This is a genomic window from Priestia sp. FSL H7-0729 (assembly GCF_038005685.1).
In the GTDB taxonomy this organism is placed as follows: Bacteria; Bacillota; Bacilli; order Paenibacillales; family Paenibacillaceae; genus Paenibacillus.
In genome coordinates this window covers 40,595-55,871 of the sequence record NZ_JBBOTQ010000010.1, presented here as the reverse complement: position 1 = coordinate 55,871, position 15,277 = coordinate 40,595, and the positions used below count along the sequence as shown (strand labels likewise).

General features: G+C 48.5%; 13 protein-coding genes and 2 riboswitches. Of the genes, 12 read left to right on the top strand and 1 reads right to left on the bottom strand.

The window, feature by feature from the left end:
• Window positions 1–59: 59 nt before the first annotated feature.
• From MHH93_RS20590 to sdaAA, 8 genes are all read left to right on the top strand, one after another.
• Entirely contained in the window at window positions 60–1,352 is a 1,293-nt protein-coding gene (locus MHH93_RS20590; protein WP_500055548.1) for an arsenic transporter, read from the top strand.
• A gap of 565 nt (window positions 1,353–1,917) precedes the next feature.
• Window positions 1,918–2,844 (top strand): phosphate ABC transporter substrate-binding protein, encoded by a 927-nt coding sequence (locus tag MHH93_RS20585; protein ID WP_500055547.1) that lies wholly within the window; start codon window positions 1,918–1,920, stop codon window positions 2,842–2,844.
• Between the two features lie 115 nt (window positions 2,845–2,959).
• Window positions 2,960–3,895 carry a phosphate ABC transporter permease subunit PstC gene (gene pstC / locus MHH93_RS20580; RefSeq protein ID WP_017690972.1) on the top strand — a complete coding sequence of 312 codons (936 nt, stop codon included), beginning with the start codon at window positions 2,960–2,962 and terminating at the stop codon, window positions 3,893–3,895.
• Between the two features lie 2 nt (window positions 3,896–3,897).
• Window positions 3,898–4,785, top strand: a complete 888-nt coding sequence (gene pstA / locus MHH93_RS20575) for a phosphate ABC transporter permease PstA (protein WP_500055640.1) — start codon at window positions 3,898–3,900, stop codon at window positions 4,783–4,785.
• Between the two features lie 12 nt (window positions 4,786–4,797).
• Window positions 4,798–5,553, top strand: coding sequence for a phosphate ABC transporter ATP-binding protein PstB (gene pstB, locus MHH93_RS20570; protein WP_500055546.1), 756 nt, complete (start codon window positions 4,798–4,800; stop codon window positions 5,551–5,553).
• Between the two features lie 196 nt (window positions 5,554–5,749).
• Window positions 5,750–6,763 carry a phosphotransferase enzyme family protein gene (locus tag MHH93_RS20565; RefSeq protein ID WP_500055545.1) on the top strand — a complete coding sequence of 338 codons (1,014 nt, stop codon included), beginning with the start codon at window positions 5,750–5,752 and terminating at the stop codon, window positions 6,761–6,763.
• Between the two features lie 352 nt (window positions 6,764–7,115).
• A riboswitch (glycine riboswitch) is annotated at window positions 7,116–7,240 on the top strand.
• A 4-nt stretch (window positions 7,241–7,244) separates the two neighbouring features.
• A riboswitch (glycine riboswitch) is annotated at window positions 7,245–7,379 on the top strand.
• A gap of 112 nt (window positions 7,380–7,491) precedes the next feature.
• Entirely contained in the window at window positions 7,492–8,181 is a 690-nt protein-coding gene (sdaAB, locus tag MHH93_RS20560; protein ID WP_500055544.1) for an L-serine ammonia-lyase, iron-sulfur-dependent subunit beta, read from the top strand.
• Window positions 8,171–9,148, top strand: a complete 978-nt coding sequence (sdaAA, locus tag MHH93_RS20555) for an L-serine ammonia-lyase, iron-sulfur-dependent, subunit alpha (protein ID WP_500055543.1) — start codon at window positions 8,171–8,173, stop codon at window positions 9,146–9,148. Before sdaAB ends, sdaAA begins: the two co-directional genes overlap by 11 nt.
• 171 nt (window positions 9,149–9,319) lie before the next feature.
• On the opposite strand, the gene MHH93_RS20550 is transcribed toward sdaAA, so the two are convergent.
• A complete protein-coding gene (locus MHH93_RS20550) occupies window positions 9,320–11,080 on the bottom strand; it encodes an alpha-glycosidase (protein ID WP_500055542.1) in 1,761 nt (586 codons plus the stop codon).
• 236 nt (window positions 11,081–11,316) lie between these two features.
• On the opposite strand from MHH93_RS20550, the gene MHH93_RS20545 reads away from it, so the two are divergent.
• The 4 genes from MHH93_RS20545 (at window position 11,317) to MHH93_RS20530 (ending at window position 15,276) form a co-directional block, all read left to right on the top strand.
• Window positions 11,317–12,000 carry a response regulator transcription factor gene (locus tag MHH93_RS20545; protein ID WP_105601503.1) on the top strand — a complete coding sequence of 228 codons (684 nt, stop codon included), beginning with the start codon at window positions 11,317–11,319 and terminating at the stop codon, window positions 11,998–12,000.
• 56 nt (window positions 12,001–12,056) lie between these two features.
• Entirely contained in the window at window positions 12,057–13,562 is a 1,506-nt protein-coding gene (locus MHH93_RS20540; RefSeq protein WP_500055541.1) for a histidine kinase dimerization/phospho-acceptor domain-containing protein, read from the top strand.
• Window positions 13,563–13,648: 86 nt separating this feature from the next.
• Entirely contained in the window at window positions 13,649–14,563 is a 915-nt protein-coding gene (locus MHH93_RS20535) for an ABC transporter ATP-binding protein (protein WP_440391762.1), read from the top strand.
• Complete coding sequence (locus MHH93_RS20530) at window positions 14,560–15,276, top strand: ABC transporter permease (RefSeq protein ID WP_500055540.1); 717 nt, start codon at window positions 14,560–14,562, stop codon at window positions 15,274–15,276. Before MHH93_RS20535 ends, MHH93_RS20530 begins: the two co-directional genes overlap by 4 nt.
• Window position 15,277: the final 1 nt, after the last annotated feature.

The following is a 15,277-nucleotide window of genomic DNA, read 5'->3' as shown; positions in this document are numbered from 1 at the left end:
CAATATAATGATTAAATGAACGATAGAATATATCGAGACAGGGTACAGCAGGAGGCACTATGGTATATGTAGCAATATTAATTTTTGTAGTAACGATCACCTTGGTGATCTGGCAACCTCGTGGGTTGGGCATCGGTTGGACTGCCTCGGGTGGTGCATTGCTCGCCCTATTGTGTGGAGTTGTGAGCTTGAATGATGCCTCAGATGTGGCATCCATTGTATGGAATGCAACGCTGGCCTTTGTTGGCATTATTATGATTTCTCTCATTCTCGACGAGACGGGTTTCTTCGAATGGGCTGCCCTTCACATGGCAAGGCTGGCCGGAGGAGACGGTCGCAGACTGTTTTTATACTCCATTTTGCTTGGGGCCGCGGTGTCTGCTTTGTTCGCCAATGATGGCGCAGCGCTCATTCTGACGCCAATTGTACTCGCAATGGTGCGTGCGTTGAAGTTCGATGAGCGTATGGTGTTGGCTTTTGTAATGGCGAGTGGATTTATCGCAGATACCACATCATTGCCGCTGGTCGTCAGCAATCTGGTCAACATTGTGTCTGCTGATTTCTTTGGTATTACCTTTGTGGAATATGCAGTGCGCATGGTTGTGCCGAATCTGTTCTCGATCGTGGCGAGTACAGGAATGTTGTTTTTGTTCTATCGCAAAAGCATACCCCGTCGCTACGATATCTCCGCAGCACGTGATCCGAAGGAAGCGATACGTGATCCACGAATGTTCCGGATTGCCTGGTTCATGCTTGGGCTGTTATTGGTAGCTTATGCATCCAGTGAGTTTTTGCCGATTCCCGTATCGGTTATCGTCGGCTCCGTGGCCTTGCTGTTCGCTGTACTGGCGCGTAAGAGTGAGGCTGTTGACCTCAAACGGGTCATTAAGGAAGCGCCGTGGTCGATTGTGGTGTTTTCGGTGGGCATGTATATCGTCGTCTACGGACTGCGTAATGCAGGATTAACAGATCATCTGAGTCGCTGGCTGGATGCCATAGCAGAGCATGGTCTGCTGGCTGCTTCGCTTGGGATGGGTATCATCGCGGCCGTATTATCATCAGTGATGAACAACCTGCCGACCGTGTTGATTAACCTGTTAGCCATCCAGGGTGCGCACACCGAAGGTATCATTCAAGAGGCATTGATCTATGCCAATGTCATTGGTTCTGATCTGGGTCCCAAAATGACTCCGATTGGGTCTCTTGCTACATTGCTGTGGCTGCATGTGTTATCCCGCAAAGGTGTGAAGATCACATGGGGGTATTATTTCAAAGCAGGCATCATCCTGACCATTCCCACCTTGTTAATTACCCTAGCTGGGTTGGCATTATGGTTATGGATTATAGGTTAGTAAATTAGATTTTACATTAAGTATGAATAAGATAATTCTGTTGTAATGTAAAAGCTGCTCTCGCAGCCGGTGCTACACACTGGCTGTGAGGCAGTTTTTTTATGTTCCTTTGTTTCTTCTATAGAAGAAACAGATTTTCTTTCTCTATCAAAGAATCAACAAAGAATTTAAAGAAGGCCAGCCTATTATAGGGCTGGCCTTCTTTGCATACTTCCCAGGCAGGAGATTGAAATGCCTGAGATCCAACGAGCGCTGACACAGCGGAGGGAACGGAACGATTGTGGAAAAGCGAAGCGTTCGCCTTTATCCGCGGATGTATTCCTTGAAAAAAGTAAATCATATAAATCCGGGGATAACAGCGATTGAAACAACGTCCGTTACCGAAGCGACCACTTCAGCGCAATTTCTCTCAGATAAATTTCAATATGCAGCTGATATTTTTAACATTGCGTTTACAAAACACTGATTTTAAGATGACATACCGAAACTACAATAAGTAAAGAGTTGATGGTGAACAAACAAATTCACAAAACGCCATCACTACATTGGGGGAGGAAAACAAAACATGTTTAAAAAGTTGCCGTTTATTTTGATGACCTTAACGTTCGTACTGGTACTCGCAGCATGCGGATCGAAAAATGACGCTGGTACAGAGGGTGCCGCAAGCAATGGATCAGGAGAAGCTGCTACTGAGCTTAGCGGTAACATTCTGGCAGTCGGATCGACAGCATTGCTACCTCTGGTAGAACAAGCTGGACAGAAATTTATGGCAGTTGATGAATATAAGAACGTAACGGTTCAAGTTCAAGGTGGCGGTAGTGGTACTGGTTTGACACAAGTATCTGACGGACAAGCTACAATCGGTAACTCTGATGTATTTGCAGAAGAGAAACTGGAGGACGAAGCCAAAGTAAAAGAACTGGTTGACCATCAGGTAGCAGTAGTAGCTATGGCTCCAGTTAGCAACAAAGATGCAGGTGTAGAAGATTTGACGAAGCAACAACTGATCGACATTTTCTCCGGTAAAGTAACGAACTGGAAAGATGTTGGTGGCGCGGATAAAGCAATCGTTATTGTAAACCGTCCAAGTAGCTCCGGTACTCGTGCAACGTTCGAGAAGTATGCATTGGGTGAAAAAATGGATGATATCCAAGGTTCGATTCAAGAAGATTCTTCTGGTAACGTAAAAAAATTGGTTTCTGAAACGCCAGGTGCTATTGGTTACCTTGCCCTGTCTTACTTGGATGACAGTTTGCAAGTATTGAAATACGAAGGTGTAGAAGCAACAGTGGAGAACGTAGAAGCAGGAACTTATCCAGTGTGGGCTTACGAGCACATGTATACCAAAGGTGAGCCGGATGCAGCAACAAAAGCGTTCCTGGACTACATCCTGAGTGATGAAATTCAACAAAATGACGTGACAGAACTTGGATACATTCCAATGTCAGGTATGAAAGTAAAACGCGATGCAGCAGGTAATGTGGTTGAGTAATCTTTGAACTTGCGCATACAGCGAAAGAGGCGGACTTAGGTCCCGCCTCTTTACGCGGTTTGCTCTGAAATAATCCCATATTTTGCATTAATTCTACTATAGAAGGATGGTTGTTATGGAACAGACCGAAGGGGGAACGGTAATGAATAACAAGTTGAAACCGCGCCGGCCCTTAAAAGAGAAACATTATTGGGAAGAGTGGACGGGACGGATCTATACGTCGATTTGTGTCGTTTTCCTGATCGTTGTCATGTTTTCCATTGTTTATTTTGTAGCGTCCAAGGGACTGTCCACATTTTTCCAAAATGGAATAAGCATAAGCGAATTCCTTGGTGGAAAGACGTGGAATCCAACTGGAGAACCTGCGTTCTACGGGGCATTGCCGTTCATTACAGGTTCTTTCATTACAACCTTGCTTGCAGCATTGATCGCTAGTCCACTTGGCTTGTGTGCAGCACTCTTCATGACAGAGATTGTACCGGGTAAAGGGAAAAAGATATTGCAACCCGCGATTGAGCTCTTGTCCGGAATTCCGTCCGTTGTGTACGGATTTATCGGTCTGAGTGTCATCGTACCGTTGCTGCGCAGTATCTTTGGTGGAACAGGCGTCGGGATTGCAGCCGGATGTCTTGTTCTCGCGGTAATGATTCTTCCTACGGTAACAAGTATTATGGCAGATGCGTTGTCTGCTTTGCCAAAAGGATTGCGTGAATCCTCGTACGCACTGGGTGCCACTCGCTGGCAAACCATCTACCGTGTCATCATTCCAACGACTTTGCCAGCATTGTTGACAGGTGTCGTTTTGGGTATGGCTCGTGCTTTTGGTGAGGCCCTTGCTGTGCAGATGGTTATCGGTAATGCACCGCATGTTCCAACATCCTTGCTCGAATCAGCTTCAACATTAACAAGTGTAATTACACTCAGCATGGGTAATACCACGATGGGTTCCGTTCATAACAATGCACTGTGGAGTATGGCGCTTGTCCTGTTGGTGATGACATTTGTCTTCGTCATTCTGGTTCGCCTGCTTGAAAGGAGAAACCGGGTATGAAAATGAAGGCAAAGACGGTAGATAAAATAGCAACTTCCGTTATCGTTGTATTGGCCCTGTTCATTGTTATATTATTGCTCGGTCTGCTTGGCTTCATCATGTATAGAGGTATTGGACATATTAGCTGGAACTTCCTGACGAGCGCACCACAGTTGCTCAAAGGCGGCGGCGGGATTGGTCCACAGCTCTTTAACTCGGTATTCTTGCTTATCCTGACATTGCTCGTTACCATTCCACTCGGATGGGGCGGCGGAATTTACATGGCGGAATACGCCAAACCAGGCAAGATTACCAGCTTCATTCGTCTGGTCGTTGAAGTGTTGTCCTCATTCCCATCCATCGTTATCGGTTTGTTTGGTCTCTTGTTGCTAGTCAATCAATTTGGTCTTGGTTTCTCTCTAATCTCGGGTGCCTTGGCTCTGGCGATCTTTAACTTGCCACTAATGGTGCGGACAACGGAGCAAGCCTTCCGGGCCGTTCCTAAGGAACAGAAGGAAGCCGGTCTGGCGCTTGGACTGTCCAAGTGGAAAATTATCACTTCCATTCTACTGCCTGTGGCATTGCCGAGCTTGATTACGGGTACGATCCTGGCATCGGGCCGGATCTTCGGTGAAGCAGCCGCACTGATGTTCACCGCAGGTATGAGTAGTCCACCATTGGACTTTACAGATTGGAATCCGACGAGTCCAAGATCACCGCTCAATCCTTTCCGTCCGGCAGAAACACTTGCTGTTCATATCTGGAAAGTAAATAGTGAAGGCATTGGGCCAGATTCCAAAGAAGTGGCAGCAGGAGCATCCGCTGTGCTTGTCATTCTCGTGCTGGCGTTTAATCTAAGTGCACGCTGGATCGGTCGGGTTGTATTCCGCCGTATGACAGCTTCGAAATAAGGAGGAACCAACATGGCCATACCTTTTGGTACGGAACAGTTAAGCATATATTATGGACATTTCCAGGCAGTGAAGCAGATCAGTCTGGCGTTTCCTGAAGCAAGTGTAACGGCGCTTATTGGCCCGTCTGGTTGCGGTAAATCCACGTTCCTTCGGTCGCTTAACCGGATGAACGACGAGATTGCCGGTTCCCGCACAGAGGGACATATCTGGATGGATGGTAACGATCTGAATGAGCCCGGAACCGATGTAATCAAGCTTCGCCAGAAGATTGGCATGGTGTGGCAGAAGCCGAATCCTTTTCATAAGTCCATCTACAACAATATCGCGTTTGGCCCCCGCTACCGCGGTACGAAGAGTAAGAAGGCACTGGATGAAATTGTGGAGAAAAGCTTGCGCCGTGCCGCGCTCTGGGACGAAGTGAAAGACAGGCTGAATGAGTCAGCTCTGTCCCTCTCAGGTGGACAACAGCAGCGTCTATGTATTGCCCGCGCCCTATCTGTTGATCCGCAGATTCTGCTGCTCGATGAGCCAGCATCTGCTCTTGACCCGGTATCTTCGGGTAAGGTTGAGGAATTGATTACCGAACTTAAAAAGGATCTAAGAATTGTTATCGTTACACATAACATGCAGCAGGCAGCGCGCATCTCGGATTATACAGCTTATTTCTATCTGGGGAACATGATTGAACACGGGGATACAGAGCATATTTTCACCAACCCCGACAATCGTCTGACGCAAGAATACATTATGGGTCGTTTCGGTTAATTGGATCAAGGAGTGTCACATAGAGCAACAGACAGAGAGAGTAAGAAGTAAATAGAGACAAAAGGAAGCACAATACCTGGACGGTTGTTCGGGGTTGTGCTTTTTAATTTGATTTTGGAAGAATTTGCTGTGCGTAGAGCAATCATGCTACGATATTTAGTATAAAGATAGCGTTTACATAACTCCGAAGGAGAGGATGATAATCACTACGGATCAGAGGTCTTACGACCATATGGCAGCTCAGATCATCAAGAACTATAGCATGGAGAAACCTGTCGTTTCCTATATTCGTCACAACGAGAACCTGACGTATCATGTCGTTGATGAAGCGAGCGGGCAGAAGTATCTGCTGCGTATCCATCAAGCCGCATATGCAAGTATGTCAGGCATTCAGCATACGCCTCCTGCACTGGAGGCTGAGATGAACCTGCTTCATGAGTTAAATGCAACGACAGCATTACGCGTACAGCATCCGGTACGTAATGTATCAGGAGATTGGGTCACGTTATGGACAAGTGAAGCAGGTAAAGAAATCTGCTGTACAGTACTGGAGTGGATTGAGGGCAGGGACATCCAACAGGGAGAACGCCTGACAACCGAGCAGATATATGATCTTGGTGCGCAACTGCAGATGCTTCATCAATATGGACGTGTGCAGAATCAGACAGATCGAACTAAGGTACGCCCGGCATATGGCAATGTCCATGAGAATCTGGTCATGTTAGGGCAGCTGGAGGAAGGTGTCCGACTGGGGATTTTTACAACGGAAGACTTCGATCTGCTTCTTGAGACGTTTGAGAACATTAATAAGCAGCTAGCAACGTACCCACAGCATGCGGAGACATGGGGGATCATTCATGGGGATATTACGCGCAACAATCTGCTGATCACGGATCAGGGGATATCCATGATTGATTTTTGTCTACACGGTTATGGTTATTATCTGTTCGATGCTGGAGGGGCAGCGCTTATGTTCAATCGGGAGGAACGTGACCTATTCTTATCCGGTTATACCAAACAGATCGCTCCACTGACGGATCGTGATATCCGATTAATGGAAGGATTCATGTTGATCTTTACACTTGGTTATTATGCTTTTCAGATGGCGAACGAGTCTAGGCACGAATGGATGAAAGACCGCATGCCAAAGTTATGCAGCAAGTATTGCAGACCCTATGTACAGAACGAGCGTATCTTCTACGAACTGTGAATGATAATCCAGGTGCGCAGATCCGGAAGGGCTATGAACAGTGTAGCTCAAAGATTATGGTTGCCTGAATACCCGAACAATTTCGTGATCAATATCATAAATAGTAGTAAGCGCTTTATCATTGAAGGGAAATGAAATAAGTTCATTAGAAGTTCTTTTCATCGCATTAATGTAATGAAAGCTGACAAAATATTCTGGGTTTTATCGATTCGATAGGGATTGAAGGAAATACATCCAAAGAAATCGTTAAGTTTGTTGACACTAATCTTCCGGTCGATTAATCTTAATGAAGAAGAATGAACGATTTCCATTACTGTTCTGACATGAGCTCAGAATAGTTCCATACAGCGGATGATAACGAGCGGGAGAGACCTGGGCAGACCGAGTAAAATCGCATGCTACCAGGCACCGAAGGAGCAAGCTGCTGCGCACCCGGCGCAGTGGTTAATCTCTCAGGTAAATGTACCATCGTTGGACGCAACTCTGGAGAGTGCGCAAACTGCGCCACCCAAGGGGTATATAATCAGTCAGTCCGGTGACTTGTCTGCAATCGCAGGCCGTGCACCCTGTCGTGAGACACTGCTGATTGTGAAACTCTCAGGTATCGAGGACAGAGAGAGGGCCTGGGGCCTTCTTCTGTCCTTTTTTGATGTCATCATTCAGTAATTAAGGAACATTATGGCATGGGATCTGGATGGAAATGACGAATACAATTGGAGGGTTACAAGGTGCGATTTAAAGATGTTTTTTCAATTATTGGTCCGTCGATGACGGGGCCTTCAAGTTCACATACAGCTGGAGCAGCAAGGCTGGGAAGAATCGCTCGTCAGTGGTTAGGTTGTACGCCTGAACGTGCGCGGCTGACGCTCTATGGTTCATTCGCTGACACATATCAGGGACACGGAACAGATCTGGCACTGATCGGCGGTCTGCTGGATTATGTCACAGACGATCCGCGTATTCCAGATGCAGAGCAATACGCAGAGGAAGCGGGAATGGAAGTCGAGTTTTATACAAGCGGCCTGCCTGCTCCTCATCCCAATACGGTCAAAATTGAGTTGTGGCATGGAGGACGTACATGTTCCTTAATCGGTGCTTCTATTGGTGGTGGAAGTGTATCGGTACATGCGATGAATGATTTTCGTGTTCAGATTAGTGGTGAGTTTCCGACACTCGTGCTGCGACATGCAGACAAGGCAGGGGTACTTGCGTCAGTAACGTCCACGATTAGTTCATCCGGGGTTAACATCGGGTATATGCAGGTGGATCGGAAAGCCCGAGATGGCGAAGCGCTTACTGCGATGGAAATGGATGGGGTGCCGAATCCTGAGATGCTCCAACGTCTAAAGGAGCTGGATCATGTACTGGACATTCGTGTCATCGATTTGAAGAGAGGAGTTGATTCGGATGCGATTTAAACATTTACACGAGCTGAATACGATCTGCACAGCGGAATCCAAAACGATTGCTCAGCTGATGATTGAGGAGCAGGTTCAGGAGACCAATACACCGGAAGCGGATGTTGTGAAGCAGATGTCTGAATATTATCAGGTGATGAAGGAAGCGGTCCGTAAAGGGTTAACGGAAGATACCACATCACGCAGTGGATTAACGGGTGGAGACGGTAAAAAAATGGCTGAGTACATTCGCAAGGGTGAGACTTGCTCAGGAGATGCTTCCGCACTTGCCATGGCGTATGCCTTGTGTGTATCTGAAGTGAATGCCTCCATGGGCCGCATTGTGGCAACACCAACAGCCGGTTCCTGCGGCATTATCCCCGGTGTCTTTATTAGCTCACAGGAGCGATTTGGCTGGACGGACGAACATTTGGTGAATGGGTTGTTCTGCGCGGGAGCGATTGGTTATGTTATTGCGAACAATTCATTTATCTCTGGTGCAGAGGGTGGTTGTCAGGCAGAAGTGGGTTCCGCGATTGGCATGGCTGCGGGTGCCATGGTTGAACTGCGTGGAGGTACACCGGAACAGGTCGTTCATGCCGTAGGCTTGGCGCTAAAAAATACACTCGGTCTCATCTGCGATCCGGTTGCAGGTCTCGTTGAAATTCCGTGCATCATCCGTAACGGACTGGGTGCCGTAACTGCACTGGCTGCAGCCGACATGGCCCTGGCCGGAGTGCGTAGTGCCATTCCGTCAGATGAAGTTATTGACGTGATGCTGGAAGTAGGCAGTGCGATGCCGAGCCGTCACCGGGAGACAGCCCAAGGCGGGTTGGCTCAGACACCAACCGGCCGTAAAATGATGCAGAAGCTGGCTAAACCGAAGGCCAAGCGTGCAGAGCCTGAGACGGAGTCGAAGCCAGCGGATGCTGACACAACTACAAGTGGGGCGGATAATGCTCAAGTGCACACGGACCCTCAGGCTTAATCTGAACGGGACCACTGCGATATAATCAGTGACATTATGATATAACCGTGATATAAAAACAAGCGTCCGCGAACCCGAATCCGGGTTCTGCAGGACGCTTGTTTAATACCGCCAGGTGATGTGAAGATGGACTCGCTTATATATGATCTCAGGTGTATGTGTATTATGAATCTAGTCCTGGCTTACAGCCGTGCTCAGTACGGCATATCCATACGCGGGCAATTCAATGGCAAGCACGTCATCTTCCTTGGCGGTACGATGGTTTCCGCCGAACAGCTCGGTCCATTCCTCGTCACCAGCCTCTAGCTCGACAATAGCTGTCTCTTCTGAGCGATTGAACAGAACTAGAATGCGTTCCTGCTCGTTTTGTCGCTCAAATACCAATTGGCTGCCATCCGGGCGAGCCTGAAGGAATCGAACGCTGCCTTCTGCACGCAGGGCCGGATGAGCATGACGCAGGGAGATCAGTTTCTGATAAAAGTTGAATAGCTCACGGTCCTGCTTCGCTTCATCCCATTCCATGCATTTACGGCAGCCCGGATCATGCTCGCCGTCCATGCCAATCTCGTCCCCGTAATAGATGCACGGCGCGCCCATGTAACTGAACTGGAATAACGCAGCCAGCTTCATTTTGCGCTGGTCGCCTTCACACAGCGTGAGCAGCCGTGGGGTATCGTGGCTATCCAGCAGGTTGAATGCGACTTCGCTGGCCTGAAGGGGATAACGGGACAACTGTCGTCCGATGGAGTTCGCGAACTGTTCGGCGTGCATTGTATTTTTCACAAAGAAAGCATTCACGGCATCGGTAAACGGATAGTTCATGGACGCATCGAACTGGTCGCCTTGAAGCCAGGAGGAGGACTCGTTCCATACTTCGCCCAGAATATAGGCATCCGGATTAGCGGCTTTGACTACACGGCGGAAATCACGCCAGAAGGCATCATCCACTTCGTCGGCAACATCTAGCCGCCATCCGTCCGCACCCACTTCCTTGATCCAGTACTCTGCAACCTCCAGCAGATATGCCTTAACCTCGGCATTCTCCGTATTCAACTTAGGCATGTGCGCTTCGAATCCAAAGGTCTCATACGTAGGAATGCCGTCCTTCACGTCGAGCGGGAATCCATGTACATGGAACCAGTCCTTGTATTTGGATTGTTCTCCATTCTTCTGCACATCTACAAACGGCGCAAATGTCTTCCCGGAATGGTTGAACACAGCATCCAGCAGTACACGAATTCCACGTGCGTGGCACAGCTCGACCAGTCGCTTCACGGTATCTGCGTCACCAAAGTGCCGGTCTACCTGAAGGTAGTCTTCGGTATCATATTTATGATTGGTGGTAGCTTCGAAGATGGGTGTAAAGTAGATCGCATTAATACCAAGATCACTGATGTAATCCAGATGGTCGATCACGCCCTGAAGGTCACCGCCGAAGAAATTGAAAGGTGTCGGCTCGCCACCCCACGGTTCCACTTTTTCCGGACTAATATCCGGGTTGCCGTTCGCGAATCGTTCAGGGAAAATCTGATAGAACACGGCATCCTTGACCCATGCAGGGGGAGTGAATACAGCTCCTGCATGAATATAAGGGAACTGGAACATACGCCCTGGATCATCGGGTTCTTCTTCCTGGAAGTCCGTCTCGGTCATCCAGATCTGTTCGTCTCCGTTCTTGAGCAGAAAGGAGTACTTCAGCCGGTGGTAGGGAGGTTTCACCTCGCCTTCGAAGTAATCGAACATGGAGTCAGAGGTGAACTTGGTTAAGGGAACAAGCGCTTTGGTTGCATCCCACGCATATTTGTCCCCAGTCAGGGCATGTACCTCTGTCAGATCATTCTTTTTGGCGCGCAGGCGCAGATGAATTGTATCCTGGTCATAGGCATAGGCCCAATTGCGTTTCGGTTGATGATAGATGGCTTCCAACAGCATAATGAAATTCCTCCCGTCAGGTGTAGGTATACTATGTACTCGGTCGATTTGATGGATATAACATTTCACACGTGAATGGATAAGCTATAATTAGAATGTGTGGTAACGTAAAGGAATTCAACATGGCCTCAACAAGATAACAAGATATGAATCCATGTGTTATAGACAGCTTTTATGATGATGATGCTCAGATATATCATTAACCCAATGGGGGCGGAAAGGAAACGAATATTCGGATGAAAACCAAACTGTTATACATTGAAGATGATACGGAAATTGCAACTTGGGTCAGAGCTGATCTGGAGGAGCGCGGTTATGAGGTGGTATGGCTCGGTAGTGGTGAAGGTGCAGCGGAGGCTGCTGTGGGTTGCTCACTCATTATTCTGGATGTCATGCTGCCCGGGCTGGATGGATTTACGGTGGGTCAGCGATTGAAAAAAGAACATCCCGCCGTGCCCATTGTCATGCTCTCGGCCAGAACGTCCATTGACGACAAGCTGCACGGTCTTGATTTTGCCGATGACTATGTGACCAAACCATTTCACCCTGATGAACTGGCTGCGCGGATTGAGGTCCAACTGCGTAAGGCGGGAACCGCGGTCTCATCGGATACAGCTCTGAAGCTGGATCACCTCTCCATCTATGAGAAGGATAACCGCATTGTTAATGAGGAGACGGGGGATGAAATTGTTTTATCGGGAAAACAGTTCCACATCTTCGCCTACCTGCTACGACATATGGGCATGATTCGAACCAAAGAGCAGATCTATGAAGCTGTCTGGAATGAGCCTTATCTGGATGGAGACAAGACTTTGATGGTACATATTCGACATCTGCGCGAGAAGCTGGAGCTTGACCCGGCTAATCCGGTCATTATTCAGACAGTCCGCGGTGTGGGATATCGCGTGAAGAAGCCATGATCCGGCGGTTCCAAGAACGGAAGACCATGAAGGCAGAACGGAAGGGAGAACGAAGCTTGGATTTTAAGCAGTCTGGGCGGCGAAAGCTACGCTTTGGGCGCTCCTTGATGTCCAGATATATCATCCTGATTCTGGCGGCCGTATTATTCGTGCCTGTCGTTCTTCCGATCATATCCATCATATATGTTGTCGTAGTGAATAATACGAATACGAATCAAGCAGCACCTTATGGTGACGTTACCCGAATCAGCAACCTCTGGTCGCGTGAAGCAAAGAACCTGGATGGTGCTTCAAATGAAGAGGTTAAGGCCCGATTGGAGCAATTACATGGCTCGTATCCCAAATCTTCCATGTATCGTGTGAATGCGAGCGGTGAGACCCTCTTCATTATCGGTGGTGAGGATGTAACCATTCAGAAATCCACATCGCCGGATGGCGGGACAGACACGACATTGAGATGGTCACTGGACACCGGGCAAACGGCAGAGACTCGAATTCCAGCCATATGGAATGTGAACAACACAATACAATTCATGAAAGAAGCTTCCTTTCGCGATCCGTTGACTGTAGTTGCATATATTGGCGGGGCTGAACAGGACAGAGGACAGGGCTTCATGATTATTGAAGTGCCGCGATCACTTCTGCAAATGACACAGAGTAACTGGCCGATGGAGCTCCTGTATCTCGGCATTGTCATGATGATCATCTTCATGATTTTCATCATCATGTCGATTCTCTTCTTCGCACGCATTCGCAAAAGGCTTATTCGTCTACAGACGGCTATGATGACCCCTGGCAAGGAAGGCATCCCGCTTCCGGTTGATATCCGCCGGTCAGACGAAATTGGTCAACTGGAGGAATCATTTAACCAGATGGTGCATCAACTGTCCGACAGCCGCGAGCGTGAACGTGAGGAAGAACAATTGCGCAAACGTCTGATTGCTGGGCTTTCCCACGATCTGCGTACCCCGCTAACAGTGATTCGTGGACATATGCATGCTTTGCACAAGGAAGCGCTGAGCGAGCAAGGTGAACGTTCATTACATCGCATGGAAGCGAAGATGGAGGACCTGAGCGGGCTCATTGACAACATGTTGTCCTACAATTTGCTCACGAGTGGTAAATATACGCTGAAGCTGGAAGAGAAAGATATGCTGCGAATCGTCAGGGAAACGGCGGCGGCCTGGTACCCAGTCTGGGAGAAAGAGCAATTCGACATTGATATCGACCTGCCAGAGGAACCGCTGATCTGGCATATGGATGAACAGGGCATGCGTCGTATCCTTGATAATTTGTTCCAGAACGTGATCCGTCATGCCGCCAGCGGGAAATATATTGGCATCTCAACCCAGGAGATTCAGGGCGAGACGGCCATCGTTATTCAGGATCGGGGTCCGGGAATGCAGCAGGATTCCGACACCAAAGGCACAGGTCTGGGTTTATCCATTGTAGACCTGTTGATTCGTGAAATGGGTCTGCGCAAGCGGGTAGACAGTTCCGATACAGGTGTCCGGACATACATCTACAGTGGTAAGGGAAGTAAGGAAACAAGCAACCGCTGAGATTTCTTTTTTTAAACTAAACTTAAACTGGAGACTACCTTGGCTTTAACCTTGAAAGGTTACGATAGTTCCGAGGTGATCATACAGTGAGTGAAAATATTATTCAAACGGCGAATTTATGGAAAACATACCGGGACCGTGCTGCGGTCCGTGAACTTGATCTGCATATTAAAAAGGGAGATATCTACGGCTTCCTCGGTCCCAACGGTGCCGGCAAAACCACAACGATTCGCATGCTTCTCGGCTTGATTAAACCAACCAAAGGCGTGATCCGTGTCTTTGACAAGGATATCCGCAAGGAACGCATGGATATTCTGCGGCGTGTAGGCTCCCTGGTGGAATACCCTTCTTATTATGGACATCTGAATGCGGTAGAGAATCTGGAAACCTTGCGCCGTATCATCAATGTACCCAAATCAAGAATTGCTGAGGTACTGTCCATTGTGGATCTGACCAAGGATGCCAAACGTTCAGTGAAAGGGTATTCCCTTGGCATGAAGCAACGTCTGGGTATTGCCAGCGCTTTGCTGGGTGAACCGGAGCTGCTGATTCTGGACGAACCAACGAATGGACTTGATCCTGCCGGTATTCAGGAGATTCGGGAATTGATCAAACGCATGCCCTTGGAACATGGCATCACCGTACTCGTCTCCAGCCACTTGCTGAGTGAAGTCGAACAGATGGCAAGTCGTGTCGGTATTATCCGTGAAGGCAAGATGGTGCTTCAGGATACCATCGCGAGTCTGCATAGTCAGACGGGTAGCTCAATCCGGTTAACGGTTTCCGAGCCGGAAGAGGCCATGAAGCTGGCGAGAGAGCAGGGGCAATTTGGTCAGCGACAAGGTTCTGCATTAACGTTCCCTTATATGGATAACCCTTCGGTTGCGCTGCTTGTGCGCCGATTGATTGAACAGGATCATGATGTATATCGTGTTGAGGAACAGCGTCAGTCGCTGGAAGATCTGTTCATGCGGGTCATTGGTGAGGGGGCTTCCATATGACTGGGCGTGCATTATCGTCGGACTGGCTCAAGATTCGGGGGAAGGGAATCTGGTTTCTCGTGTTTCTGGCCCCTATTGGGTTGACAGCGATGCAGGCGCTTAATTTTGGTTTACGGTTGGACTACTTGAAAGAGCAGTATGCGGATAACCTGTGGGGCGGATTGCTCGGCAATGTGGTTGTCTTTGTGCCGTTGTCTCTTATGCTGGGAGCGACCATTCTCAGTTCCATGATCGCTAATGTCGAGCACGAACAAGGGTCGTGGAAACAGTTGTTAGCGATGCCGATTCCAAGACCGGCCGTGTATCTGGCCAAGTTCTTGCTTGCTTGTCTGCTGCTGATGATCTCCTGCTTGCTGCTAACCGCAGGAATGGTAGGTCTGGGTCTGGTCCTCGGATTCCATGCCAGTGAGATTCCTTGGACGCATGCCATCAAACTGGGGCTGTTGCCTTTGGCTGGGGCGCTTCCCGTGTTGTCGTTGGAGCTATGGCTCACAATGGTCAATAAAAATCAGGCGCTTCCCGTCACTCTGGGAATTGTTCTCGCGATAACAGGCATGTTTGCGCTCAGTATCTCACCGTATTTTCCACTTGCTTGGGCACAGATGGCTTGGAATGGACCTAATCCATATCTGTATGCAGGCATGGGGGCGGGTCTGGGGCTCTTGATCCTGTTGTTGGGTATGGTGCACTTTAGCCGAAAGGATGTGGCCTGAT

Bases quoted from the DNA above. Each gene is read 5' to 3' on its own strand.
- MHH93_RS20590 (WP_500055548.1), top strand. From the start codon at position 60: ATGGTATATGTAGCAATATTAATTTTTGTAGTAACGATCACCTTGGTG.
- MHH93_RS20585 (WP_500055547.1), top strand. From the start codon at position 1,918: ATGTTTAAAAAGTTGCCGTTTATTTTGATGACCTTAACGTTCGTACTG.
- pstC (WP_017690972.1), top strand. From the start codon at position 2,960: ATGGAACAGACCGAAGGGGGAACGGTAATGAATAACAAGTTGAAACCG.
- pstA (WP_500055640.1), top strand. From the start codon at position 3,898: ATGAAGGCAAAGACGGTAGATAAAATAGCAACTTCCGTTATCGTTGTA.
- pstB (WP_500055546.1), top strand. From the start codon at position 4,798: ATGGCCATACCTTTTGGTACGGAACAGTTAAGCATATATTATGGACAT.
- MHH93_RS20565 (WP_500055545.1), top strand. From the start codon at position 5,750: ATGATAATCACTACGGATCAGAGGTCTTACGACCATATGGCAGCTCAG.
- sdaAA (WP_500055543.1), top strand. From the start codon at position 8,171: ATGCGATTTAAACATTTACACGAGCTGAATACGATCTGCACAGCGGAA.
- MHH93_RS20550 (WP_500055542.1), bottom strand. From the start codon at position 11,080: ATGCTGTTGGAAGCCATCTATCATCAACCGAAACGCAATTGGGCCTAT.
- MHH93_RS20545 (WP_105601503.1), top strand. From the start codon at position 11,317: ATGAAAACCAAACTGTTATACATTGAAGATGATACGGAAATTGCAACT.
- MHH93_RS20530 (WP_500055540.1), top strand. From the start codon at position 14,560: ATGACTGGGCGTGCATTATCGTCGGACTGGCTCAAGATTCGGGGGAAG.